Origin of the sequence: Paraburkholderia sp. BL17N1, assembly GCF_003634175.1 — a bacterium.
In the GTDB taxonomy this organism is placed as follows: domain Bacteria; phylum Pseudomonadota; class Gammaproteobacteria; order Burkholderiales; family Burkholderiaceae; genus Paraburkholderia.
In genome coordinates, this window is the sequence record NZ_RBIW01000001.1 from 4,291,886 (window position 1) to 4,316,723 (window position 24,838).

General features: G+C 63.9%; 17 protein-coding genes. 5 read left to right on the forward strand and 12 right to left on the reverse strand.

Going from position 1 to position 24,838, the window contains the following annotated elements; translation table 11 throughout:
* Nucleotides 1–485: 485 nt before the first annotated feature.
* From uvrA to B0G82_RS19270, 5 genes are all read right to left on the reverse strand, one after another.
* Nucleotides 486–6,419 carry an excinuclease ABC subunit UvrA gene (gene uvrA, locus B0G82_RS19250; RefSeq protein ID WP_121308467.1) on the reverse strand — a complete coding sequence of 1,978 codons (5,934 nt, stop codon included), beginning with the start codon at nucleotides 6,417–6,419 and terminating at the stop codon, nucleotides 486–488.
* Between the two features lie 265 nt (nucleotides 6,420–6,684).
* Nucleotides 6,685–8,241: an amino acid racemase gene (locus B0G82_RS19255; protein WP_121308468.1), complete on the reverse strand. Its 1,557-nt coding sequence runs from the start codon at nucleotides 8,239–8,241 to the stop codon at nucleotides 6,685–6,687.
* Between the two features lie 155 nt (nucleotides 8,242–8,396).
* Complete coding sequence (locus B0G82_RS19260; protein ID WP_121308469.1) at nucleotides 8,397–9,710, reverse strand: MFS transporter; 1,314 nt, start codon at nucleotides 9,708–9,710, stop codon at nucleotides 8,397–8,399.
* A 71-nt stretch (nucleotides 9,711–9,781) separates the two neighbouring features.
* Entirely contained in the window at nucleotides 9,782–10,987 is a 1,206-nt protein-coding gene (locus B0G82_RS19265) for a CaiB/BaiF CoA-transferase family protein (protein WP_121308470.1), read from the reverse strand.
* Nucleotides 10,984–12,750: an acyl-CoA dehydrogenase family protein gene (locus tag B0G82_RS19270; RefSeq protein ID WP_121308471.1), complete on the reverse strand. Its 1,767-nt coding sequence runs from the start codon at nucleotides 12,748–12,750 to the stop codon at nucleotides 10,984–10,986. Before B0G82_RS19270 ends, B0G82_RS19265 begins: the two co-directional genes overlap by 4 nt.
* A 132-nt stretch (nucleotides 12,751–12,882) precedes the next feature.
* Here B0G82_RS19270 and B0G82_RS19275 point away from each other — a divergent pair, with 132 nt between their 5' ends.
* On the forward strand, nucleotides 12,883–13,809 hold the full coding sequence (locus tag B0G82_RS19275) for a LysR family transcriptional regulator (RefSeq protein WP_121308472.1): 927 nt from the start codon (nucleotides 12,883–12,885) through the stop codon (nucleotides 13,807–13,809).
* Here B0G82_RS19275 and B0G82_RS19280 read toward each other — a convergent pair.
* Nucleotides 13,779–14,096 carry a single-stranded DNA-binding protein gene (locus B0G82_RS19280; RefSeq protein WP_121308473.1) on the reverse strand — a complete coding sequence of 106 codons (318 nt, stop codon included), beginning with the start codon at nucleotides 14,094–14,096 and terminating at the stop codon, nucleotides 13,779–13,781. The two genes, B0G82_RS19275 and B0G82_RS19280, sit on opposite strands and share 31 nt — an antisense overlap.
* 128 nt (nucleotides 14,097–14,224) lie before the next feature.
* Complete coding sequence (locus tag B0G82_RS19285) at nucleotides 14,225–15,148, reverse strand: LysR family transcriptional regulator (RefSeq protein ID WP_121308474.1); 924 nt, start codon at nucleotides 15,146–15,148, stop codon at nucleotides 14,225–14,227.
* Nucleotides 15,149–15,377: 229 nt separating this feature from the next.
* On the opposite strand from B0G82_RS19285, the gene B0G82_RS19290 reads away from it, so the two are divergent.
* Complete coding sequence (locus B0G82_RS19290; protein WP_241974630.1) at nucleotides 15,378–16,445, forward strand: glutathione S-transferase family protein; 1,068 nt, start codon at nucleotides 15,378–15,380, stop codon at nucleotides 16,443–16,445.
* On the opposite strand, the gene B0G82_RS19295 is transcribed toward B0G82_RS19290, so the two are convergent.
* Complete coding sequence (locus B0G82_RS19295; RefSeq protein ID WP_121308475.1) at nucleotides 16,358–17,269, reverse strand: LysR family transcriptional regulator; 912 nt, start codon at nucleotides 17,267–17,269, stop codon at nucleotides 16,358–16,360. The genes B0G82_RS19290 and B0G82_RS19295 overlap by 88 nt on opposite strands.
* A 162-nt stretch (nucleotides 17,270–17,431) precedes the next feature.
* Here B0G82_RS19295 and B0G82_RS19300 point away from each other — a divergent pair, with 162 nt between their 5' ends.
* Both B0G82_RS19300 and B0G82_RS19305 read left to right on the forward strand, forming a co-directional pair.
* Complete coding sequence (locus tag B0G82_RS19300; protein WP_121308476.1) at nucleotides 17,432–18,175, forward strand: SDR family oxidoreductase; 744 nt, start codon at nucleotides 17,432–17,434, stop codon at nucleotides 18,173–18,175.
* A 71-nt stretch (nucleotides 18,176–18,246) separates the two neighbouring features.
* Entirely contained in the window at nucleotides 18,247–18,474 is a 228-nt protein-coding gene (locus B0G82_RS19305) for a hypothetical protein (RefSeq protein ID WP_121308477.1), read from the forward strand.
* On the opposite strand, the gene B0G82_RS19310 is transcribed toward B0G82_RS19305, so the two are convergent.
* From B0G82_RS19310 to B0G82_RS19320, 3 genes are all read right to left on the reverse strand, one after another.
* Nucleotides 18,435–19,460, reverse strand: a complete 1,026-nt coding sequence (locus B0G82_RS19310) for an aldo/keto reductase (RefSeq protein ID WP_116142398.1) — start codon at nucleotides 19,458–19,460, stop codon at nucleotides 18,435–18,437. The genes B0G82_RS19305 and B0G82_RS19310 overlap by 40 nt on opposite strands.
* Nucleotides 19,461–19,569: 109 nt before the next feature.
* Nucleotides 19,570–21,294 carry a tetratricopeptide repeat-containing glycosyltransferase family protein gene (locus B0G82_RS19315; protein WP_121308478.1) on the reverse strand — a complete coding sequence of 575 codons (1,725 nt, stop codon included), beginning with the start codon at nucleotides 21,292–21,294 and terminating at the stop codon, nucleotides 19,570–19,572.
* A gap of 169 nt (nucleotides 21,295–21,463) precedes the next feature.
* Complete coding sequence (locus B0G82_RS19320) at nucleotides 21,464–22,033, reverse strand: DUF4142 domain-containing protein (protein WP_106285008.1); 570 nt, start codon at nucleotides 22,031–22,033, stop codon at nucleotides 21,464–21,466.
* A 410-nt stretch (nucleotides 22,034–22,443) separates the two neighbouring features.
* Here B0G82_RS19320 and B0G82_RS19325 point away from each other — a divergent pair, with 410 nt between their 5' ends.
* The gene (locus B0G82_RS19325) at nucleotides 22,444–23,421 is read left to right on the forward strand and encodes a chemotaxis protein (protein ID WP_121308479.1); all 978 of its coding nucleotides are present in this window, start codon (nucleotides 22,444–22,446) and stop codon (nucleotides 23,419–23,421) included.
* A 272-nt stretch (nucleotides 23,422–23,693) separates the two neighbouring features.
* On the opposite strand, the gene B0G82_RS19330 is transcribed toward B0G82_RS19325, so the two are convergent.
* Nucleotides 23,694–24,785 carry an asparaginase gene (locus B0G82_RS19330; RefSeq protein ID WP_121308480.1) on the reverse strand — a complete coding sequence of 364 codons (1,092 nt, stop codon included), beginning with the start codon at nucleotides 24,783–24,785 and terminating at the stop codon, nucleotides 23,694–23,696.
* Between the last annotated feature and the right edge of the window lie 53 nt (nucleotides 24,786–24,838).

The window sequence follows — 24,838 nt, forward strand, 5'->3', positions numbered from 1 at the left end:
CTTCCGGCGTGCATCGATGCACGAAAAACTACCCGACGAACGTCTAAACCGGAATGCGGAGGTCCCACTGGGCAGGCGTTTAGACGCCTTCGCAGCGTGATGTACGTGGATGGTGGGCAGGACGTTGTCGTGGTAATCGGGCGCCGGGCTATGACCGCCGCCGACGGCGAGACGATAGCAGAAGGAAAGAAGCCTTTAAAAATATTTTTAGCGGTATTTACGACACTCTTTATACGCATCCCAATTACACGTTGAATTGAATTACAAAACAATTCCAATAAATTACATTACGCCAACAAAGCGGGCAATGCCGGACACGAGTGACGTCCGCGCGACGTGAACGTGACAAGCAGAGCAGTTCCGCGCGGACCGAATGGCCTCGCCAGAGCGACATGAATCACGCGTCGGCAAACTCCCGCGGGTTCAACAAACAAATAAACGAGCAGGGAGAAGCGGCGCGCCCTCGATCGCGCCGCTCTGCTGCATTAGCCGTTCGTGCCCTCTCCCGCCGCGACAGTGTTGTTGTCACGCGATCGCGCGAGAACCGGCCGCAACGCGGCGCCCGTGTGACTCGCCGCAATGCGCGACAAGCCTTCGGGATCGGTAGCAGCGACGATCGAGCCGCCGCCTACGCCGCCTTCCGGACCGAGGTCGATGATCCAGTCCGCCTCGGCGATCACATCCAGATCGTGCTCGATGACGACAACGCTATGGCCGCCGTCCGCGAGACGATGCAGCACACGAATCAGCTTGGCGACGTCGGCCATATGCAGACCCACGGTCGGTTCGTCCAGCACATACAAGGTATGCGGCGGCTTCTGCCCGCGCCGCGTGATGTCGTCGCGCACCTTGCTCAATTCGGTGACGAGCTTGATGCGTTGCGCCTCGCCGCCGGACAACGTGGGCGACGGTTGACCCAGCGTGAGATAGCCGAGCCCGACGTCTTTCATCAACTGCAATGGATGAGCAATGTTCGTGATGGGCGCAAAGAATTCGACGGCTTCGTCGATTTCCATGGTCAGTACGTCGCCGATATTCTTGCCGCGCCACGTGACCGCGAGTGTCTCCGGATTGAAGCGCTGCCCGTGACACACATCGCAAGGCACTTTCACGTCGGGCAGGAAGCTCATGCCGATGGTGCGCACGCCCTGCCCCTCGCAAGCCGGGCAACGGCCTTCGCCGGTATTGAACGAGAAACGCGAGGCCGTGTAGCCACGCGCGCGCGCTTCGAGCGTGCCGGCGAACAGCTTGCGGATCGCGTCCCACACGCCGATGTAGGTGGCCGGACACGAACGCGGCGTCTTGCCGATCGGCGTTTGATCGACCTCGAGTACACGGTCGATGGTTTCCCAGCCGGTGATCGAATCGCATCCCTGCCATGCATGCGTCACGTTCAAGGGCGCGCGCGGCGCCGTGCGTGCCAGCACGCTGGAACGGCGGTTCGCCGCGGGCTTTTCCTCGGCCGCCGCGCGCGCGCGCCGCGTGGCCGGCGATGACAACACCGAGCGTCCCACGGCGTCCAGCAGATTGGTCATCAGCACGTCGCGTGCGAGCGTGGACTTGCCGGAACCGCTGACGCCAGTGACCGCGACGAGTCGCGACAAAGGAATGCCGACCGTAACGTTGCGCAAGTTATGCAGCTTGCCGCCATGCACGGTCAGCCAGTTCTCCGGCACCGCAGCCGCGCGCTTGCCCGGCGCGACCACTTCGCGACGCGGCTGCAACGGGTGCACGATGGGCTGCGCGAGAAACTGTCCGGTCAGCGAATCGGGCTGCGCCGACAGATCCGCCACACTGCCCTGCGCGACCAGCGTGCCGCCGCGTTTGCCAGCGCCCGGCCCGATGTCGATGATGTGATCGGCACGGCGGATCGTATCCTCGTCGTGCTCGACGACCACCAGCGTATTGCCCTTGTCACCGAGCTTGCGTAACGCGTTCAGCAGAATCTGGTTGTCACGCGGATGCAGACCGATGGTCGGTTCGTCTAGCACATAGCAGACGCCTTGCAGGTTGCTGCCGAGTTGCGCGGCAAGCCGGATGCGCTGCGCTTCGCCGCCCGACAGGCTCGGCGCCGCACGATCGAGACTCAGATAGCCGAGCCCCACTTCTTCGAGAAACTGCAGACGGCTGCCAATTTCGCTCACCACGTCACGCGCGATTTCCGCGTCGCGACCGGTCATCTCCAGCGTGTCGATCCAGGCGCGCGTGTCGGACACGGTCCATTGCGCGACATCGACAATCGCCTGCGCGCCGAACGTGACCGCGCGCGCGGTGGGGTTCAAACGCGTACCGGCGCAATCCGGACACGGTTCGTCGACAAGCCCTTCGGGCTCCTGCTCTTCCGACGGCAGGCTTTGTTCGCGGCCACGATTGTCGTCGACGACGATCGTATCGTCGTACACCGCGCGTTGTTCGCGCGTGAGGGCCAGGCCCGTGCCGACGCAGGTGGTACACCAGCCATGCTTGCTGTTGTACGAGAACATGCGCGGGTCGAGTTCGGGATAGCTGGTGCCGCACATCGGACACGCGCGCTTGGTGGACAGCACCTTCACCGCGCCGAGTTTCGCCGTGGCGCGGCCACCGCTGATCGCGTCGTGCAAACCGTCCAAAGGCGCCAGCAGATGCATCACGCCCTTGCCGACTTCCAACGTCTGGTCGAGTGCCCGACGCAGTTCGGTTTCATTGTCCGGCGACACGACGAGGTCGGCCACCGGCAACTCGATCGTATGTTCGCGGAAACGGTCGAGCTTCGGCCACGGGTCCACCGGCACGAATTCGCCATCCACACGCAGATGAGTATTGCCGCGCGCTTTCGCCCACTTCGCCAGATCCGTGTAGACGCCCTTGCGATTTACGACCAGCGGCGCAAGGAAACCGACATGCTGCCCCTTGTGATCGCGCAGCAACTGCGCGGCGATCGATTCGACGCTCTGCGACGTGACCGGCGTGCCGTCGTGAATGCAATGCTGCAGACCGAGCTTCACATACAGCAGACGCAGGAAGTGCCACACCTCGGACGTGGTCGCCACCGTACTCTTGCGGCCGCCGCGCGAGAGCCGCTGTTCGATCGCGACGGTCGGCGGTATGCCGTACACCGCGTCGACTTCGGGACGTCCCGCCGGCTGCACGATTGAACGCGCGTAGGCGTTCAGCGATTCGAGGTAACGGCGCTGCCCTTCGTGGAACAGAATGTCGAAGGCGAGCGTGGACTTGCCCGAGCCGGACACGCCGGTAATCACGTTGAATTTGCCGTGCGGAATGTCCACGTCCAGCGATTTCAGGTTGTGCTCGCGCGCGTTGACGATGCGCACCACGTCCTCGCCTTCGATCGCCCGGCGTGCGCGCGCGGCGCTCAGCGCTTTTTGCAGCGGAATGCCTTGCGACGCCGGTTCGGCCGCCGCGCCCATGGCGCGGTCGTATTGCAGCAGCGCTTCGCCGGTATGCGACTCCGGACATGTTTTGACGTCTTCCGGCGTGCCGGCGCACAGCACGCGCCCGCCGCCGTCGCCGCCTTCGGGACCGAGGTCGATCAACCAGTCGGCCGCGCGGATCACGTCGAGATTGTGTTCGATCACGATCAGCGAATGACCGCTCGCGAGCAGCTTGCCGAACGCCTGCATCAGCTTGGCAATGTCGTCGAAATGGAGGCCCGTGGTCGGTTCGTCGAACATGAACAGACGCTTCGCCACCGCTTGCTTCGCACTGCGCGCGGTCCGCGCCTGCGCCGATTCCGCGAGAAAACCGGCGAGCTTGAGCCGCTGCGCTTCGCCGCCTGACAGCGTGGGCACCGGCTGGCCGAGCTTCACATATTCGAGGCCCACGTCGACGATCGGCTGCAGCACGCGCAATACTTCGGCATCTTTAGCAAAGTACGCGGTGGCTTCGCTCACCGTCAACTCCAGCACGTCGGCAATGCTCAGCGCGCGCGCCGGTTCGCCACGTTCGATCTTCACTTCGAGCAATTCAGCGCGATAACGCCGCCCGTCGCAATCGGGGCAGCGCAGGTACACGTCGCTCAAAAACTGCATTTCGATATGTTCGAAACCCGAGCCGCCGCAGGTCGGGCAGCGGCCTTCGCCCGAATTGAAACTGAACATGCCAGGGCCGTAGCCGCGCTGCTGTGCGAGCGGTGCCTTGGCGAACAGTTTGCGGATTTCGTCGAACGCGCCGACGTAACTCGCCGGATTCGAGCGCGCCGTCTTGCCGATCGGTGACTGGTCGACGAACACGACGTCGGTGACCTGATCGGCGCCGCTCAGGCTTCTGAAAGCGCCGGGCGATTCCGTGGCGAGTCCGAAGTGCCGCGCCATGGCCGGATACAGCACGTCTTGCAGCAGCGTGGATTTACCGGAACCCGACACCCCCGTCACGCAGACGAGCCGCTCCAATGGAATCTCCACCGTGACATCGCGCAAATTATGTTCGGTCGCGCCTTCGAGCACGATACGCGGCGTGGTGGCATCCACCGGCCGCTGCGACCAGTGCGCCGCGTCGGCCACATGCCGCCGGCCGCCGAGGTACTCGCCAGTGAGCGTGCCTGACGAACGGATCGCCTCGGGCACGCCGTCGTAAATGATCGAGCCGCCGCGCTCGCCCGGCCCCGGCCCCATGTCGATCAGCCGATCCGCCGCGAGCATCACGGAGGGATCGTGCTCGACCACCACCAGCGTATTGCCCGCATCGCGCAACCGGTGCATGGCTTCGACGATGCGGTTCAGATCGCGCGGATGCAAGCCGATACTCGGTTCGTCGAGCACGAAAAGCGTCTTGGTGAGCGAGGTGCCGAGCGCCGTGGTCAGGTTGATCCGCTGCACCTCGCCGCCCGACAAGGTGCGGCTTTGCCGGTCGAGCGTCAGATAACCAAGGCCCACGTCGCACAGATATTTGAGGCGCGTGCGCACTTCTGCGAGCAGCAGTTTGAGTGCGTCGTCGAGCAAGGCGCTCGGCAAGCTGATTTCGTCGAAGAAGCGCCGGATGCGCTCGATCGGCATCAGCATCAGATCGTGCACGGTCAGACCGGGCAACGCTTCGAGTTGCCCGCGCGTCCAGTCGACGCCGCGCGGCAGGAAACGCTTGCCGGGCGGCAGCACCTCGTCCGCGTTCGCCTTGCTGCCGAGGCGCCACAACAGCGATTCCGTTTTCAGGCGTGCGCCGCCGCAGGTTTCGCACGGCGTATAGCTGCGGTACTTGGACAGCAGCACGCGAATATGCATCTTGTACGCTTTCGATTCGAGATACTCGAAAAAGCGTTTGACGCCGTACCAGTGGCTTTGCCACTTGCCGTTCCAGTCCGGCGAACCGTTGATGACCCAGTCGCGCTCGGCGTCCGTCAACTCGCCCCACGGCGTGCCGCGACGGATATCGGCTTTCGCCGCGTAGCGCATCAGATCGTCCTGGCACTCCTTCCACGCGGGTGTTTGCATGGGCTTGATCGCGCCGTCGCGCAGCGTCTTGCGCGCGTCCGGAATCACCAGCCCGAGGTCGACGCCGATCACGCGCCCGAAGCCGCGGCAGACTTCACACGCGCCGTACGCCGAGTTGAACGAGAACAGCGCGGGCTGCGGGTCGGCGTAGCGCAGATCGCTTTCCGGACTGTGCAAGCCGGTGGAGAAACGCCAGATTTTCGGTTCGGTTTCCTGACTTTCCGGCCCTTCCGGCGAGGCCGGCAGCACATAAATATTGACGCGCCCGCCGCCGCGCTTGAGCGAGGCCTCGATTGCCTCGACCACCCGCTGCTTGTCCACCGAACGAAGCCGGAAGCGGTCGGCCACCACGTCGAGCAGCTTGCGTTTGCCGGTAGGCGAATCGACTTCGCGCTGCGCCTGCACGCGCGTGTAGCCGCTGGCCGAGAGCCATTGCTCGACTTCCTGCTCCGACGCGGATTCCGGCAACTCGACCGGGAATGTGACGACGAGTCTCGGTTCGCTCTCCGCCGTGCGTTCGAGCAACTCCGCGTAGATCGTTTCCGGCGTGTCGTGACGCACCTGATGAGCCGTCTTGCGGTCGAACAGTTCGGCGGCACGCGCGTACAGCAGCTTCAGGTGATCGTTGAGCTCCGTCATGGTGCCGACGGTGGAACGCGAACTGCGCACCGGATTGGTCTGGTCGATCGCGATGGCCGGCGGCACGCCGTCGACACGGTCGACTTGCGGCCGGTCCATACGGTCGAGAAACTGCCGGGCGTAAGCGCTGAATGTTTCGACGTAACGCCGCTGCCCTTCCGCATACAGCGTGTCGAACACGAGGCTCGACTTGCCGGAACCGGACGGGCCGGTGACGACCGTCATTTCGCCGGTTCGTACGTCGAGGTCGACGTTCTTGAGGTTGTGCTGGCGTGCGCCGCGAATCCTGATAGTGCCGTTTGTGCCGTGTTTGCCGTTAGATGCCAATTTTTCCGACCGTCTGAATGAGTGGACCACCTCTCACGGACGCCTCGCGACCGCGCAAGTTCGGTGCGGCTGGCCGGCGGAGACGCACGCCGAAGCCCTGCTCGCAACGGGATACTATACTGTATATTTATACAGTTTTCCACGACGCGGCAAAGCGGTGCCTGGGAGGCGCGTCAGGCGGTGGCCGGCGGCGAAAAACGCGCGCCGCTGAGCACGGCAGCAAGCGTTGTGCCGATCGGGATGAGAAGGGTTTAAAGCCGTTCGAAGCGGCGCGGGAATGAGAGCCGCTGTCGCGCTAGGCTTTTGCAAGCCGGCGAGAGGTCGGCACGAGCGCGTCGCGGTTGACGCCAAACGCTTTCCGCGCTGATCGGCCCACTGACGGCATCGCAGCCGGCGGCGTCGCATCCAGCGCACCGCTTTCCCCAAGCGCATACGCCACGCACCGCCGGGCCAGCACCTCGGTCGGATCGACCAGCCTGACGACCAAGCCACCCGCGCACGCCAGCGTCGCATCGCGCAGCAACAGCGGCAACTCGGTACAGCCCAGCACGATCACCTGCACGCCTTGCGCAACCAGATCGTCGACGGCAGCGGCGAGATCGTCGCGACACTCGCCCGACGTGAAGCCCGCCTTCGCGCCTTTCGGCCCATAGACGGCACTCATCAGCCGCGCCTGCGCCGCCTCGCCAGGCGCAACCTGCACGAGCCCCCGCGCTTCAAGCGACCGTTCATAGACGCGGCTCGCGAGCGTCCCTGAAGTGGCGAGCACGCCGATTTCACGCAGCCCCGGAAAGTTCTCGTGCAGATAATCCACGGTACAGGTCAGCATATTCACAATCGGAATGCTGAGCGACGGCTGGATCCGCTCGACGAACGCATGCGCCGTATTGCACGGAATCGCGATGAGATCCGCGCCGCCGTTCTCGAGCGTCTTGCAGGCGGCATACAGTGCGAGCGTCGGATCGTCGCCGTTACCGAGCAGCGCGGCGGTGCGATCCGGAATCTGCGGATTCTGCTCGACCATGATCTTGATGTGGTCCTGATCGCACGCGGCGGGCGTATTGCGCACCAGCTTGCCCAGAAAGTCGACCGTCGCCGCCGGCCCGACGCCGCCCAGCACGCCCACCTTGAAGCGCCGCTCGTGCTGCGAAAACTGAGCTGCCGCGACGTAGCGCGCGTAGACCAGATTGGCGTCGACGAGCGGCACGTCGAGCCGGCCGAGCGCGCGCGCGACCAGCGCGATTTCAGCGAGACCCGGCAGAATGATTTCCGCGCCCTGTGCGATGAGGTCCGCGCACGCCGCGCGCAGCAACTCGACCGGGCGTCCATGGAGACGGCCGTTGCGGATGCCTTCATCGCTATAGACGGCGCTCGTCACGCAATCGACGCCCGCTTCGTTGCGCGGATGCAGGACGTCGAACCGCGTGGCGTCGAAATAACGCTCGAAAAGACCGTTATCGCGGATGGCGTCTGAAGTCAGCACGCCGATCCGCCGCACCGACGGAAACGCCTGGCGCACGTGCGCCGACAGCGCCGTCATGATGTTGGCGACCGGCACGGCGACGTTCGCCGAGAGTTCTTCGATGAAGGTATGGCTCAGGAAACATGGCAGCACGATTGCCTCGACGCCGCGCTTTTCAAACGCGCGCATGGTGTCGAACACGTGAATCTTGAACTGGGCGTTCGCCTCGCTCTGCGAGGCCGGCCCTTGCCAGGACCGCTGCTCGAGAATCAGATCGTAGGACCGCGCCGCGCCTGGCCGGTCCCAGGCAGCGGTCAAGCGGCACAGAACATCGGCGCTGGCGAGCTGCGCCGCGCCCGTCACTACGCCCAGCGAACGATAGCGATTCATGATGACTTCCCCCCGACATTTTTTTTGCCGCCCGCCCTGATGGTAGGCGGCTTTTGCGCGGTTGAGGATGACATTATGTGGGCCAATTATGACGTGGGGTTAACCACGACCGACGAATTACCTCGTGTTCCCCGCACGGCCCGTCCGCCGACCGGCTAGACCGCTTCGACGACGCCGTGCGCCGCGCCGCGCTTGCGACGCTCCAGCGTGCCGATACACACCAGCGATACCCCGGCCAGAACACTATAGAACACGGCCAACGGCCACCATGCACCCGGATAACGATGCGCGAGCAACGTTCCGATCAGCGGCGTCAGACCGCCGGCCAGCGCGGCGCACACCTGATACGACAGCGAAATCGCCGAATACCTCACGCGCACGGGAAACGCGGTCGACATGAAGCCGGCCATCACCGCGTAGGAGCTCGACATGCACATCACCGCCAGTGCAATGCCGATCACGATCGCCACCGGCCGCCCGGTCGAAACGAGCGCGAACATCGGATAAGGCGACAGCATCGCCAGCGCGGCCGCGCCCTTCAGAAACCGCCCTGTGCCGATACGTTGTGCAAACCACCCCGAGCCCAGTTGCGTGAACAACTGGATGAACGCCACCACGAACAGACAATCGAGAATCAACGAACGGTCGAGGCCGAGCGTTTGCGTCGTGTAATTGAGCATGAACGTGTTGACGAACCAGGCGCCGGCCACGCCGATCACGTTCGCGCCGAGACACAGCAACAGCGTGCGCCACGCGTCGCGCACGACTTCGGCGACGGGCAGCGCGGCCACGCGACGTTGCGCCTTGAGCGCCTTGAATTCCGGCGATTCATCGACACCCGCGCGGATCAGCAGTCCGACCACCAGCAGCACAGCACTGGCAAGAAACGGCAGGCGCCATCCCCAGCCGAGAAACGCGTCCTTGTCCATCGAGGCCACCGCGCGGAACGCGAGCAGCGACAGGATCAGGCCCGCCGGACTGCCGAGTTGCGCAAATGACGCGAAGAACGTACGCCGTCCTTGTGGTGCATGTTCGCTCGCCATCAGCACCGCGCCGCCCCACTCGCCGCCGATCGCAATGCCCTGCGCGACCCGCAACAGCACGAGCAGGACCGGCGCCCACACGCCGGCGCTCGCATAGGTCGGCAGGAAGCCGATGCCGACGGTGCCGATGCCCATGATCGCCAGCGTCGCGACAAGCGCTTTCTTGCGGCCGATGCGGTCGCCCAGGTGGCCGAATACCAGCCCGCCGAACGGTCGCGCGAAGAAGCCGACCGCGAAGGTGCCGAACGAAGCGAGTGTAGCGAAAAACGGATCGCCGCCGGGAAAGAACAGCTTGCCGAATATCAGCGCGGACGCCGTGGCGTAGATATAAAAGTCGTACCACTCGATCGTGGTGCCGACAAACGCGGCGGCTGCGGCGCGTGTCGGTTGCCGGCCGGCGGCGTGGTCGTCCTGCTCGCGATTCATGTCTCTGTCTCCAAGGTCTTTTTTCTGGATGTGGCGCGGCTTTTGCGTGCCGTCGCCGGGAACTGCGCGGTCTAAGCTTTGAGCACGCCTGCTTCCAGCAAACGCTGCTGGGTCGCGGCGTCGATGCCCAATTTACCGAGCACGTCGCGCGTATCGGCGCCGAGCGACGGCGGCGCGCTGCGATAGGTGGCGGGCGTCCGCGACAACTTGATCGGCGATGCGGTGCCGCGATACTCGCCCATCTCGACCACCAGTCCGCGATGCAAGGTATGCGGATGGCGCGCCACGACATCGACGGTTTGCACCGGACCGCATGGCACGCCCGCATTGATCAGCGCATGCGCGAGCGGCTCGCACTCGTGCGCGGCGAGCAGGCTTTCGAGCGCGGCCCTCAGCGGCTCGCGATGCGCGCAGCGGCTGCGGTTGTCGACGTAACGCGGGTCGTCGGCGAGTTCGGGCGCGCCGAGATGCGCGCACAGTTTCGCGAACTGCCGGTCGTTGCCGACCGCGAGAAAGATCGGTGCGGTCGCGGTGCGATAGCTGTCGTACGGCGTGATGTTGGGATGCGCGTTGCCGCTGCGCTGCGGCGTGCGGCCCGAGCCGAAATAGTTCGGCAGATGCGGATGCAGCAGCGAGACGCCGCAGTCATACAAGGCGATATCGATCGACTGGCCACGGCCGCTCTTCGCGCGTTCGGCGAGTGCGAGCAGAATGCCGGCGAGCGCGTTCAGTCCGGTGACCATGTCGACGATCGGCAAGCCGACGCGCGTGGCAGGACCGTCGCGCTCGCCGTTCACGCTCATCAGGCCGGTCATCGCCTGAATCGCGGCGTCGTAACCGGGCAAGCCGCCGAGCGGACCATCGGGACCGAACCCCGACACGGCGCAGTGAATCAGCTTCGGGAAACGTTCGCTCAGATCGCGCTCGTAGTCCATGCCCCAGCGCGCGAGCGTGCCGGGTTTGAAGTTTTCGACCAGCACGTCGGCGTCTTCGAGCAGCTTCCACAGGATCGCGCGGCCTTCTTCACGCGAGAGATCGACGGCGATGCCCTGCTTGTTGCGATTCACGCCCGCGAAGTACCACGCGGTGTCGCCGTAGAACGGCGGCCCCCAGCCGCGCGTTTCGTCGCCGTCCGGCGGTTCGAGTTTGATGACCTGGGCGCCGTGATCTGCGAGCGCCTGTGTGCAGTACGGGCCGCCGAGCACGCGGCTCAAATCGACGACTTTGAGGCCTTGCAATGCGCCTTGCGTGCCGGTGTTGGCGAGCGGTGCGGTCATTGCTCGCTCCCTTGCGGCAACAGTTTCAGTGCCTGTTCGAGCGTGACGCTGCGGCCGTTGACCAACGTGTCGATCACTTCGCTTTCATCCGTCTCCGAATGCAAGGCCAGCGGATCGAATGGCAGCAGTTTGTGCCGCACCACCAGATGCGCGAGTGCGAGACGCCGATAATCCGGCGCGAGACGCACGCCTTCACACGCCATCAACACGGCGGCGCTCGCGTGATACAACGCGGTGCCCGCCTGCCGAACCCACTCGTCGCGGCCCGAATCCGCGACGCTCGCCAGCGCATCGCACGCCCGCGCGAGTGTCGTGCGCAGCAACGCGAGGCTGGCCGGCGGCAATCCTGCCGCGCCGAGCAGATCCTGCAGATAGGTGCGCAACGGTGCCAGCGCGCCGTCGCGTTTCGCGGCTCGCGCGATGTCGAGCGCGACAATGTTGCTGGTGCCTTCCCAGATCGAGCCGAGATGCGCGTCGCGCACGAGCCGCGCGTCGCTCCATTCTTCGATATAGCCGGTGCCGCCGCGCACTTCCATCGCATCGCCGGTCACGCGGCGCGCGTCGCGGCAGGCGCGGAACTTGATGAGCGGTGTGAGAATGCGCACGCATTTCGCCGCTTGCCGGTCGCCGGCATCGGCCTGCTCCAGCAGCAGCGCAATGCGCATGAACATCGAGCGCGCCTGTTCGGCGGGCAGCATCATCTTGAGCAACTGACGCTGCATCAACGGCATATCGATCAGCTTGCGGCCGAACGCTTCGCGATTACGCGCAATGTGCAGCGCCTCGGTCAGCGCGCGGCGCATCAAACCCGCGGCGCGCACGCCGTTCGACAGACGCGACATGTTGATCATGTCGGCCATCTGATGAAAACCGCGCCCCACTTCGCCGATCAGATACGCGAGCGCGCCTTCCAGCACGATCTCGCCGCTCGCGATCGAACGGCTACCGAGCTTGTCCTTCAGGCGCACGATCCGATAGCGGTTGCGCGAGCCGTCCGGGAGCGTCTTCGGCAGCAGGAACAGTCCGAGTCCGTTGATGCCGGCGGGCGCCGTGTCGGGACGCGCGAGCACCATCGCGAGATCGGCGTCGGCGTTCGAGCAGAACCATTTGTCGCCGTACAGACGCCACGTTTCGTCACCGTTCGCATCGGTTTCGCGCGACGCACGCGTGGCAATGCGCGCGACGTCCGAGCCCGCCGCCTGTTCCGTCATGAACATCGCGCCTTGAAACAACGTGTCGAAATCGCGTGAGGCGAGCATCGGCAGAAAGCGTGCGACGAGTTCCGGCGCGCCGAATTTGCGCAGCGTGCGCGTGAGCGAATCGGTCATGCTCACGGGACAGCACAGGCCGAATTCCGCCTGCACGAACAGGAAGGTCAGCGCGTATTTCACGAGCGGCGGCGGCGATTTCTTGCCGTCGCGCGTCTCGTGGCTCATTGCGGCAAGCCCCAACTCCGCGTAAGCCACCCGCTCCAGCGCGACGTAATCGGGATGCTTGTCGATACTTTGCAGCGCTTCGCCGCGCCGTGTGCGATGGTGCAATTGCGGTGGATTCTTGTCAGCGGAAAGCGCCCATACGTCGAGTTCTTCGGAAGCACGCTGACCCAGCGACACGAGTTGGCTTTCGAGTTCCCGAAACAGCGTGTCGCCGAGATGCAGCTTCAGAAGGCGCGCGAAGTCGGGATCACTGGTGAAGAAATTGATGCCCCGGCTATCGGGAATGTTGGACGAGCCGTGTGCCGGCTGCGCGGTGATTTCGCTCATGCGTGTCTCCTTACCCTGCTATGCACGTTAGTGCTTGTGAGAGGAGCATATGAGCGGCGTCGATAATCGTCTAATACAACTTATATCCGGTACGATAGACGCAGCTTATCGATCAACAAGCAGGAGACAGCCGTGGACCTGAAGCAATTGCGCTATTTCGTGGCCGTCGCCGAAGAACTGCATTTCGGCCGCGCGGCCAGGCGGCTGTTCATTTCGCAGCCGGCGCTCAGCTTCGACATTCGCAAGTTCGAGGCGCAACTCGGCGTGCAGTTGCTCGCGCGCACCAACAAAACGGTGTCGCTGACCAATGCCGGCCAGGTGCTGCTCGGCGAAGCGCGCCGCCTGTTATTGCAGGCGAACGAGGCGGAACGCATGACGGTTCGCTCGGCCCATGGCCTTGCCGGCCGCCTGCGAATCGGCTTCGTGAATTCGATGCTGTATCGCGGCATGCCGCAGGCGGTGAAGCGTTTCGAGGCGGATTACCCCGGCGTCGAAATCGTCCTGAAGGAGATGAACACCAGCGAACAGGTGCACGCGATCCAGCGCATGCAGATCGACATGGGCTGCGCGCATTGGGGCAATTTCCCGGCCGACGTCATTTCCACGCCGATCTTTTCCGAGCCGTTCCTGTGCTGTCTGCCCGCCGCTCATCCGCTGGCGCGCAAACGCAAGGTCGATCTGCGCGCGTTGGCGCAGGAGCCCTTCATTCTGTTTCCGCGCACCGTGTCGCCGCATTATCACGATCTGATCATCGCGCAGTGCGTGGGAGCGGGCTTCAGTCCGTTGATTCGCCACGAGGCGCGCTTGTGGCAGACCGTCGTGACGATGGTCGGCTTCGGCATGGGCGTGGCGCTGGTGCCGTACACGTTGCGTCAGATGCACGATCCGCGTGTCGGCTTCTTGCCGCTAATGAGCGAAACGCTGATGTCGCAAGTGCTGCTGTTGCGCAGGAGCGGCGACGCGGAACCTGTGGCGGACCGCTTCGTCGAGTATCTCAGGGACGCCAGCGGCAAGCCGCCGGGCAGCGCTCATTCGTCCGCTTCGCTGCGGCCTTCGTAAGCCGTCAGCAGCTTGTGGGCGACCATGTCCACGGCCGGTTTGACGAGGCCGTTCTTGTCGGTCCAGACTTTCGGCGTCAAGGTGCCGCTCAGCGCGACGCTGTCCGCGTCGCTCAACGCGAGCAGCGCGGTTTGCACGTCGTCGTCGAAAGCGATTACGTTGACGAAAATCGTGTCGCCGTCGTTGGTGGCCGCGCGCACCTTGCAGGTCACGAAACGCCTACCGTTCTGCCCCGTGCGAATCTGCGCCTCGCCGTACAGCCGCCCGCCCACCAGTCCATCGATCATCGCCCTGCTCCTCTTGTTGCGTACCGTGCGGAAAGCAGAATCGCCCAGCACGGCGCGTATGATCCCACGAGACGCGGCTAATGGCTGCATAAAAAACGCCGCTCAGGCGCGAACCAACGGCGTGGGCGTCACGCGCCGATCGACATATCGACGCCGCGCACAAGGCGCTTCGCCAGCCGCGGTTGCCGCAACTGTTCGAGCCACCACTGCAACCCGCGCCCTTCATGATCGCCGCGCCACGCAACGTACAGCACGTTCGGTTCGCGCGGATCGGCCGTGGCCTTTTCGATCAGCTCGCCCTGCTTCAATAGCGACGCGACGCGCTGACGCGGCAACCAGCCCACGCCGAGGCCGTCGCGCTGCGCCAGGATTTTTGCGCGCATCGACGGCACGGCCAGCGACGCCTGTCCGCCGATCAAACCATAAGCACGCCCCGCCGTCGCACGCGATGAATCCGCCACCACCACCGCGCGATGTTCGAGGATTCGCTCACGGCCGAGCGGTCCCTCGACGGCCGCTAACGGATGCCGCGGCGACACCGCGAACACCCATTCCATCACGCCGAGTTCGAACCAGCGCAGGCCGGGAATCGCCGGCGGCTCATTGGTCGCGCCCACGATCAGATCCGCGCGGCCGTCGCGCAGCGCCTCCCAGGTGCCGCTCAAGACTTCGTGCGTAAAGCGCAGCTTGACGCCGGAGTCGAGCGCATCGAATGTGCGCACCACCGGCATCAGCAGTTCGAATTCGATGATCTCGTCCGTGACGATCCAGAGACGGTCTTCCCAGCCGCTCGCAATCTGCTTCACGCGCTGCGTCATGCGCGACATGTCGAGCATCAATCGCGCGGCTTCATCCGCGAGAAGCTGGCCGGCGGGCGTAAGTTGCAAGCGGTAGCGGCGCCGGTCGAACAGCAGCGCGTCGAAGCGCGTCTCCAGTTGCCGGGCGGCGTGCGAGACCGTGGACGGCGCCTTGCCGAGGCGCGCCGCCGCGCGCGACAGGCTGCCGGTCTCGCGAATCGCGTCGAGCAAAGCCAGTTCATCTTCCGACAACATGTTCCATTCCTTCGAACGAGTTCGACGAAACGATGGTACGGCAAAGCGTCGACGCCAGTCCACAATGGTGATATGACGGCAGCGTCGGTGGCGAGCACAGTTCGCGTAAGCTTTCGGAAAAGCCGCACGAGCCGCCGACGCGTCACCGCAAACGCCGCCGGCGCCGCGTCTGGAACATTCATTGCGCACGGCCGTAGCACGCCGACGCGCACGCACAAGGAGCAGCGACATGGGACTTTTAGTGGACGGGAAATGGCAGGACCGCTGGTACGACACCCACTCGACCGGAGGCCGTTTCGTGCGCAAGGACGCGGCGTTCCGCAACTGGGTCACCGCCGACGGCTCGCCAGGTCCGAGCGGCAGCGGCGGCTTCGAAGCGCAAGCGGGACGCTACCACCTGTACGTGAGCCTCGCCTGCCCGTGGGCGCATCGCACCTTGATCATGCGGGCGCTCAAGGGCCTCGAAGCAATGATCGATGTCTCGGTCGTGCACTGGCTGATGTTGGAGAACGGCTGGACCTTCGCGGACGGCCCCGGCGTCGTGCCCGACAGCGTCAATCACGCAAAGCTGCTCCACCAGGTCTATACCGCCGCCGATCCTCACTACAGCGGCCGCGTCACGGTGCCGATCCTGTGGGACAAGCAGCGGGCCACGATCGTCAGCAACGAATCGTCGGAAATCATTCGCATGCTGAATTCGGCGTTCGACGGCATCGGCGCGAAACCCGGCGATTTTTATCCGGCGCCGTTGCGTCCGCAAATCGACGCGATCAATGCGCGCGTTTACGACACGCTGAACAATGGCGTCTACAAGGCCGGCTTTTCCACCACGCAGCAAGCCTACGAAGAAGCCGTTACACCGCTGTTCGAAACGCTCGACTGGCTCGAAGCGCAACTCGCGACACAGCGCTATCTGACCGGCGCGCAACTCACCGAAGCCGATATCCGGCTGTTCACAACGCTGATCCGCTTCGACGCCGTGTATGTCGGCCACTTCAAGTGCAATCTGCGCCGCATCGCCGATTACCCGAATCTGTCCGCCTATACGCGCGACATCTACCAGTTGCCCGGCATTGCGAAGACCGTCGATTTCGCGCATATCAAACAGCATTACTACGAGAGCCATCGCGGCATCAACCCGACCGGCATCGTGCCGCTCGGCCCGGTTCAGGATTTCTCCGCGCCGCACGGCCGCCTAAGCGAGCGCGTTCACAGCGCGCCGCCCGACGTCGCCGCAGCCGCTTCGAAAATATCGCGCAGCCACTGCGCGAACACCCTCACCCGCGACGACAACTGACGGTTCTGCGGATACAGCACGGACACCGGCATGGGCGGCGGCGGAAAGTCCGCAAGGATGATTTTCAGCCGCCCCGTCGCCAGTTCGGCCGCCACCCGGTATTGCGGCACCTGCACGATGCCGAGCCCGGCGAGCGCCGAGCCGGTGTAGAGATCGGTGCCGCTCACCGATACCGCCGACGGCAGGACCATCGCCACCTCGCGGCCCGCCACGCTGAATTCGAGCGGCACGGCCTTGCCGGTCGCACTCGACACGTAGTTGACCGCCCGATGCGTGGACAGCGCCGACGGCTCGGCCGGCTCGCCAAACGCGGCGAGATACGCCGGACTCGCGACCGTCACTTGCGCCAGTTGCGCGACGCGGCGCCCCACCATCGACGAATCCTGCAGATTGCCCGCGCGCAACACGCAGTCCACGCCTTCCCGCACCAGATCGACGAGTCGGTCGTCTTCGCCGATGGTCAGTTCGATGCCCGGAAAGCGCGCGAGAAACGCCGGCAGCGCGGGCACCACGAAATGCCGCGCCAGCGTGCCCTGCAAATTCACCCGCAACAGACCCTTCGGCGCGAGGTTCGAAAACGAGCCCTCGGCCTCCTCCATGTCGGCGATCAGACGCACACAGCGGCGGTAATACGCCTCGCCGTCGTGCGTGAGACGCACGGTGCGCGTGGTGCGTTCAAGCAGCCGCGCGCCGAGCCGCTGCTCCATGCGCTTCATCAGGTTGGTGACGGTGGCGCGCGGGATCTGCAGATCGTCCGAGGCGCGCGTGAAGCTTTGCCGCTCGGCGATCCGGATGAAAACCCGCATTTCCTCGAAACGATCCATGGTCGGTGCCTGTTGTTGCCTGTGTGTGGCGCCGGTAGGGAGGTCGGCACGGGCTATTGTTAAAGCAAATGGAATGGTAATACCAAGTCTACCCCGATTATCTAGGTGTCGAAAACGTCCATGATTTATCTCACCCACTCATCGGACTCAAGGAAGCGAATCGTGAACATGCTCAACAACGCTCGGGTCGCAATCGTCACCGGCGCATCGCGCGGCATCGGCGCAGCGGTTGCTCAACGTCTGGCCAAGGACGGTTTCGCCGTTGCGGTCAATTACGCATCCAGCTCGGCCGAAGCCGATCAGCTCGTCGCCGAACTTACGGCGGCCGGCGCCAAAGCCATCGCGGTGAAAGCCGACGTATCGAACGCCGACGAGGTGCGCCGGCTGTTCGAACTCACTGAACAGCGGCTCGGCAAGGTGGACGTGCTGGTCAACAACGCGGGCGTGCTCAAGACCGTGCCGCTCGCCGACACCAGCGACGCGCTCTTCGACCAGACCTTCGACATCAACGTACGCGGCACCTTCAACACCTTGCGCGAAGCTGCGGCGCGCCTGAACGACGGCGGCCGCATCGTCAATTTTTCGAGCACCACGCTGGCGCTCAACATGCCGGGCTATGCGATCTACAACGCGACGAAAGCAGCGGTCGAGGCGTTCACGCATGTGTTCGCCAAGGAGCTGCGCGGCCGCGGCATCACCGTCAATGCCGTGGCGCCGGGTCCGATCGCGACGTCACTGTTTCTCGACGGCAAGACCGAAGAACAGATTCAGACTTTCGCGAAGATGCCGCCGCTGCAACGCCTCGGCCAGCCGGACGACATCGCGTCGGTGGTGGCGTTCCTCGCGGGTCCGGACGCGGGCTGGGTCAACGGCCAGATTCTGCGCGCCAACGGCGGCATTGCCTGACGCGCTCGATAAGTTTTTTGTCTGGGCGGGCTCCGACGAGCCGCCCCACTCTCGTCGATCGGAGAAGAAAAATGCAGAAGCAGATCATCTTCGCGGCGGGCGCCGCTACGGGTATCGGCAAACTCAGCGCACAGTCTCTCGCCGAAGCCGGACACATCGGCTACGCGACGATGCGCGAGTTCGCGAAAGCGCAGGGCGTTCCGTCGCATCCGCTCGAACTCGACATGTTCAGCCAGCGTGCCTTCGGGCGAAGGCCCGCTTACACCGCCTTCGGATTGCGCTCCACGAATCCTTCCTGATGCCAGTACGGATACGCGGGACGCACGGCGCTCGCCTCGTCGAGCTTCGCCACCTGCTCGGGCGTCAGATTCCAGCCCACCGCGCCGAGGTTCTGCCGCAACTGTTCCTCGTTGCGCGCGCCGATCAGCACCGTCGACACTGTCGGCCGCTGCAGCAGCCAGTTCAGCGCAATCTGCGGCACGGTCTTGCCGGTTTCCGCCGCGATCTCATCGATTGCATCGAGCACGCGGAACAGATATTCGTCCGGCACCGGCGGCCCCATGCCGGCAGTTTTATGCAGGCGGCTCGAATCGGGCAGCGGCTGGCCGCGCTTGATCTTGCCGGTGAGACGCCCCCAACCGAGCGGACTCCACACCACCGCTCCCACGCCCTGATCGATGCCGAGCGGCATCAACTCCCACTCGTAATCGCGGCCGACCAGCGAGTAGTAGGTCTGATTCGCGACATAGCGCGGATAGCCGTAGCGGTCCGCCACGTCCTGCGATTTCATCAGATGCCAGCCGGAAAAATTCGACACGCCGGTGTAGCGGATCTTGCCCGCGCGCACCAGATCGTCGAATGTGGACATGACTTCGGCGATCGGCGTTCTGGCGTCGAAGCCGTGCAACTGGAACAGATCGATGTAATCTGTCTGCAGGCGCTTGAGCGCCGAGTCCACGGCCCGGATCAGATGGAAACGCGACGAGCCGACGCTGTTCGGGCCGTCGTCGAAACGGAAGGTCGCCTTGGTCGAAATGATCGCCTTGTCGCGCTTACCTTTGAGCGCCTCGCCGAGCACTGACTCGGACGCGCCGGTCGAATAGATGTCCGCGGTGTCGAACATGGTGACGCCAGCATCGAAGCAGATGTCGAGCAGACGCCGCGCTTCGGCGACGTCGGTCGCGCCCCACGCCTGGAAGAACTCGCCCTTGCCGCCGAACGTGCCCGTGCCGAAACTCAGTACCGGCACCTTGAAACCGGACGCACCCAGATGTCTGTATTCCATTGATGACTCCCCATGGCTTAGCCGTCGATAAGCGGACGTTCAGTCTACGCGCGTCAGAGCAATTGCGTCGGCCAGCGAGCAGGGATCGTGGCGGGTGCGAGCGGGGTCCTTATCGTGAATGCGCCGCGCCCGCTGCCCATGCGTTCAGCGCATCACGCGCGGCTTGCACCACGCTGTCCCAATCGCCGAGCGCCGGTTGTCTGAACAGGCGGGCGCGCGGATACCAGGGCGTATCCGTGCGCTCCAGCATCCACCGCCAGCAGGTGTCGAAGCGGTTCAGAATCCAGACCGGTTTGTCGAGTGCGCCAGCCAGATGCGCGGTGGACGTGTCCACGGAAATCACCAGGTCGAGGTTCGCCACCAATGCCGCGGTGTCCGCCAAGTCGTCGAGTTCTTCTGTGTAGTCGATCACATGTTCGCCCCGCGCGGCGCTGTCGAGTTGCCGCGCCGCCGGTCCTTTTTGCAGGCTGAAGAACTGCACGTTCGGCACGTCGAGAAGCGGCGTGAGTTGCGCGAAAGCGATCGAACGGCGCGCATCGTTCTTGCGCAGTTCCGCGACATGCGGACGGTTTCCGCCGGCCCACACGAGTCCGACTTTGAGGCGCGCGTCTGCTTGCGCGTGAAGGCGGTCGCGCCATCGGCGAACCGCTTCGGCGTCAGCGAAAAGATAGGGCGTTGCCGATGGAATGCTGTCGAGGCCGGTCTTGAATGCGAGCGGCAAACTCAGCAGCGGGCAGTGACAATCGAACGACGGCAGTGTTTGGCCGGCTTCGACCAACTGGTCCACGCCGTCGAGCGTCGCCATGAGACGCATCAACTCGCGCGGCACTTCGAGCACGACCTTCGCGCCGAGTTTCGACACCTGCGCGGCATAGCGGCAGAACTGCAGCGTGTCGCCGAGACCCTGCTCCGCGTGCAACAGAATCGTCTTGCCGTCGATCGAAAAATCGCCCAGCCACAGCGGCTGCGCAAAACTGCGCCGGCTTGCCTTGATGCGGCTGCGCTCCCAGCGCCATTCATATTTTTGCCAGCCGGCTTCGAACTGTCCCATTTGCAGCAGACACAGTGCTTCGTTCCAATGCGTTTCCGCAGCATCCGGATTCACGGTCAGTGCGCGTTCGTAACTCACGAGCGCGAGCGCGTGCTGGTTGAGATCGATCTGCGTGAGGCCGAGGTTGTTCCAGGCATCGGCGAATGCCGGCGCCAACTCGAGCGCGCGACGGTAGCAGCGTTCCGCTTCCGCCGGCTGATTCAGGTCGCTGAACGCATTGCCGCGATTGCTCCACGCGTCGGGATAATTCGGTTGCAGCGCGAGCGCGTGATCGCAGCTTGCGAGCGCATCGGCGGGACGGCCCAGATCGCGCAGCACGCACGCGCGATTGTTCCAGGCCTGCGCGAAATCCGACGTCAGTGCAATCGCGCGATCGAAGCTGCCGAGCGCATCGAGCGGACGATTCAGACCGGCTTGCGCGTTGCCGCGGTTATTCAGGGCGTCGGGGAATTGCGGCTGTAAAGCCAATGCGCGATCGGCGCTCGCGAGAGCTTCGTCGAAACGCTGCAAGGCGTTCAACGCATAGGCGAGATTCGAATGAAGCGGCGCCTGTTTCGCATTGATGGCAAGCGCTTTTCTGAGCAACTCGACGCCCTCTTGCAGGCGGCCCGCTTGCAGCGCCAACGCGCCGAGCAATTGCAACGCGTCGAAATGACGGGGCTTGAGTTCGAGAATCTCGCGATAGAGTTCTTCGGCCTCGGCGAATGCGCCGTTCTGTTGAAGCGCGACGGCTTGCCGAAGCATATGGTCCAGCTGTTGCGGCAGATTGGCGGGCTTGCTCATGCGGAGAGCTTCGATCGAATGCGCGTGAAAATCGTGAGAGCTTTCGGGTTGCGGGCGCCGTGCAAGACCAGGCGCGCAGCGGACTCGAAAGAGCGAAGCCGATTATCGCCGAAAACCACGCATCCAGACGGCCGCGCGTCACGCCGCAACGTGACGCGCGTTCAACCGCTTACTGCGCGGTCGGCAGGTGCTTACGCTTGGCGAGATCCTGCGCCATGGCGTAGTGTTCCTGGATCGTCGGCAATGCCTTCTTCGCCGCATCCTTCAACTGCTCGTCGCGGCCCGAGGCGATTTCCGCCTGGAATGCCGACAGCGCTTTCTGTTCGCCGGCGAGCGCGACCTGTTCGATATACGCTTTGTCGAAATCGGCGCCACGCAGATTGTTGATGCTCGCGAGCACGGCCGCGTCGGGATCGTTCTTCGGCACGTCGACGCCGCGTGGGCTCGCCGCGCGCAGTGCGTCGGAGATTTTCGCGTTGTCAGTGGAGACGCGCTCCGCGAAGGCCTTGACGTCGCGGTCGGTAGAGCGCGAGGTCGCAATGCGCGCGGCGTCGCGTTGCGTCGCGATGGCCTTGGTGCCGTCCGCGATGAACGTCTGGTCGGCGGCATGCAGACGGCCGGCGTCTGCCGCGGCCGCTGCCGGTGCCGCCGGCGTTGTTTGAGCGTTGGCCGCGCCGGCGACGACGAGCAGTCCAGCCATGCAGGCGCTGGTGATAGTGGCGAGAGGCAAGCGGATCATACGTTCTCCTTGGGGTGGAAGCGAAACGACGGCGATGCGTGTGCGCCTCAGGCGTCGGGCCGACTACGTGCTTTCCTTGCAGTCGGCTTGCGGGCCGCTGACGGCACCACGCTTTAATCGCTGTGAATTCTATGAGGCGCGCCGTGCGGCATGTGATACGACGCTGTCGCTTCTGTAACGGCAGGTAACCTTCATATCAATGCCTTGACAGGCCTGTATTGCGGCCAATGTGTTCGTGTCGCCTCGTCCTCGATATCGGTTGCGTGTTAACCAGAGGATGTAAGGAAAACCGTGCGGAATCGCTGAACTTTCCGTGCGCCGCGCCGATAACAGAAAGGTAGGGCGCGCGCCAGCATCGAACGACACGGTTGGATGGCGCATCACACGCACCGCAATCCTGGAGAGATTCGATGGCAGTAGAAAACCGCGCGAACGATGAACGCAGCAATCTGACGAGTTCCAACAAGTTCGAGTTATTGCTGTACCGCCTGGGCTCGGTGCCCGGCAGCGACGCGCACGAGCTTTATGGCATCAACGTCTTCAAGGTGCGGGAAATCTCGACGATGCCGACGGTTACGCCGATCGCCGGTTCGTCGCCGTTCGTGATGGGCGCGGTGGATATTCGCGGCCAGATCATTCCCGTAATCGACTTGCCGCGGCTGATGGGGTGTGAGCCCACGCGCGGGCTGAATATTTTGCTGGTGACGGAGTTTGCGCGGTCGACCCAGGCGTTTGCGGTTGAAGAGGTCGACGATATCGTGCGGCTGGAGTGGAATCAGGTGTTGTCCGCCGAAGGTGCGGCTGGGGGCAACCTGGTTACCAGCATTGCGCGGATCGATGGGAATACCGGGGATTCACGCTTGGCGCAAGTGATCGATGTCGAGCAGGTTTTGCGGGATGTGTTTCCGTCACAGCATCCTAGTGTGGATCCGACTTCAGTTGGAGATGCGTTGGGGATTCCGCAGGGGGCGAAGATTCTTGCGGCGGATGATTCCGGGTTTGCCCGGAAGCTTATTGAGCAGGCTTTGAGTGCTATTGGCGCGGATTATGTGATGACCAAGACCGGGGAAGAGGCTTGGCATACCTTGCAGCAGGTTGCGCGTGAGGCGCAGGCTAATGGGACTCGTGTCAAGGATAGCATTGCGCTTGTTTTGACGGATCTTGAGATGCCTGAGATGGATGGGTTTATGCTCACGCGGCAGATCAAGGCTGATGAGCGGATGAGGGATATTCCAGTCATTATTCATTCTTCTCTTACTGGTGCTGCGAATGAGGCGCATGTGAAGAATGCTGGGGCTAACGGGTATGTGGCGAAGTTTGCTGCGGCGGAGTTGGCGGACGCTATTCGGAATGCGGTTGGGGTTGTGGGTTGTGGGGTTGCTGCTTGAGTGGGGTTTTTTGTCTGTTTTCCTAAGTTTTGTTGGCCTTTCCTTGAGTTCTTTGTCATCTATTGGCGTTGCCCCTGTGCGGGGCGGCACCTACTTTCTTTGCATGCCGCAAAGAAAGTAGGCAAAGAAAGCGGCTTTACACCGCCAGCCCATAAGCGGGTCCCCCGCGCAGCCGCGGTAGTGGTGCATCTGGAATCTGTGCTCTCGCGCATTCCGCCTCAGTGACAAGTGCGTCATTCTTCCGGCGGCGCTGCGCGCGCCGTTGCGGTCGTTCAGCGAGCGGCGGCGTTCGGTGCGCGGGTGAGTGCGATCGTGTATGTTATTCGGCTCGTTTGGATGCCCATTGTGTTCAACATCTTCGGGGCGTGGAACGCCGCGAGTTTCGTTCGTTGCTCCAGCGTTCCGATGTCTAACAACGCGAGTACTTCCGCGACTAGCGCGTACAGTATGCCGACGTTGCCGTCCTCGATTTTTATCGCGAGGCCCAGCGCGCCTTGCGCGCCCGCGTTCTTTGTCTGCTCCGATGTACGGACGCCTATCGCGTAGCTGCCGTCCGCGCCAACCTTGCCGACCAGCGCGCCGTCGAAAGCCCGCATCAACTGCGTGCAGAAACGGCCCTCGCCCGCTACCCACTCGGGATACGTTGTCATCGCGCGGTAGATTCGGGCGAGCGCCGTCGTGCGCGCTGTGACGGACTGTGCGTTCGACGATACGTCGTCTTGTGCGGCGGCCAGTTTCCCGAACAGGCGTGCAAGGCGATCGAGCGGAAAAGCCGGTGTCGGTAGATTGCAGCCGTCTGTCGCCCATTGCAGCGCTTCGTCGGGTAAATCGCAGACGTCCGCGACCGTGTGTTTTACTCGCACCTGCATCGGGTGATCGGGTCGTTCGTACCCCTCCATCGATGCGCCGATCGATTGCGCGCCGGCCAGCATGCCCGCGTGTTTGCCGGAGCAGTTGCTGCATACGCCGCCCGGCTTGAAGTCGCGTTTGAGCCAGTCGATGTAGACGGCGTCGGATAACGGCGGATGGCCGCCGCAGCGCAAATCGGCTTCGCTCGCCTGCGCCTTGGCCAGCATCTGGCGCGTGCGTTCAATATGGCGCGCTTCGCTACTGTGCGAGGCGCACATCAGCGCAAGGTCGGCTTCGTCGAAACCGAAACGCTCCAGTGCGCCGGTCTCCAACACCGCCAACGCTTGCGCAGGCTTCGCCGCGGAACGCGCCAGCGTCACGCGTGACGGATCGCCGAACGACGCCAATACGCGGCCGCTCGCATCGACCACCGCGACGTGCGCCACATGCGTGTTCTCAATCGAAGCGCCACGGTAGACCGTCGCCGCAATCGGCCCGGTTTCGCGCGTGCTCATGCTGGTTCTCCTCGTCATCGATCGAATCACTGGGACTGCATTGAATCATGAAT

What these genes read in the sequence shown, in the direction of transcription:
- B0G82_RS19315 (WP_121308478.1), bottom strand. Translation starts at nt 21,294, where the DNA reads ATGAGCAAGCCCGCCAATCTGCCGCAACAGCTGGACCATATGCTTCGG.
- B0G82_RS19260 (WP_121308469.1), bottom strand. Translation starts at nt 9,710, where the DNA reads ATGAATCGCGAGCAGGACGACCACGCCGCCGGCCGGCAACCGACACGC.
- B0G82_RS19265 (WP_121308470.1), bottom strand. Translation starts at nt 10,987, where the DNA reads ATGACCGCACCGCTCGCCAACACCGGCACGCAAGGCGCATTGCAAGGC.
- B0G82_RS19290 (WP_241974630.1), top strand. Translation starts at nt 15,378, where the DNA reads ATGGGACTTTTAGTGGACGGGAAATGGCAGGACCGCTGGTACGACACC.
- B0G82_RS19280 (WP_121308473.1), bottom strand. Translation starts at nt 14,096, where the DNA reads ATGATCGATGGACTGGTGGGCGGGCGGCTGTACGGCGAGGCGCAGATT.
- B0G82_RS19320 (WP_106285008.1), bottom strand. Translation starts at nt 22,033, where the DNA reads ATGATCCGCTTGCCTCTCGCCACTATCACCAGCGCCTGCATGGCTGGA.
- B0G82_RS19330 (WP_121308480.1), bottom strand. Translation starts at nt 24,785, where the DNA reads ATGAGCACGCGCGAAACCGGGCCGATTGCGGCGACGGTCTACCGTGGC.
- B0G82_RS19305 (WP_121308477.1), top strand. Translation starts at nt 18,247, where the DNA reads ATGCAGAAGCAGATCATCTTCGCGGCGGGCGCCGCTACGGGTATCGGC.
- B0G82_RS19285 (WP_121308474.1), bottom strand. Translation starts at nt 15,148, where the DNA reads ATGTTGTCGGAAGATGAACTGGCTTTGCTCGACGCGATTCGCGAGACC.
- B0G82_RS19310 (WP_116142398.1), bottom strand. Translation starts at nt 19,460, where the DNA reads ATGGAATACAGACATCTGGGTGCGTCCGGTTTCAAGGTGCCGGTACTG.
- B0G82_RS19325 (WP_121308479.1), top strand. Translation starts at nt 22,444, where the DNA reads ATGGCAGTAGAAAACCGCGCGAACGATGAACGCAGCAATCTGACGAGT.
- B0G82_RS19295 (WP_121308475.1), bottom strand. Translation starts at nt 17,269, where the DNA reads ATGGATCGTTTCGAGGAAATGCGGGTTTTCATCCGGATCGCCGAGCGG.
- B0G82_RS19270 (WP_121308471.1), bottom strand. Translation starts at nt 12,750, where the DNA reads ATGAGCGAAATCACCGCGCAGCCGGCACACGGCTCGTCCAACATTCCC.
- B0G82_RS19255 (WP_121308468.1), bottom strand. Translation starts at nt 8,241, where the DNA reads ATGAATCGCTATCGTTCGCTGGGCGTAGTGACGGGCGCGGCGCAGCTC.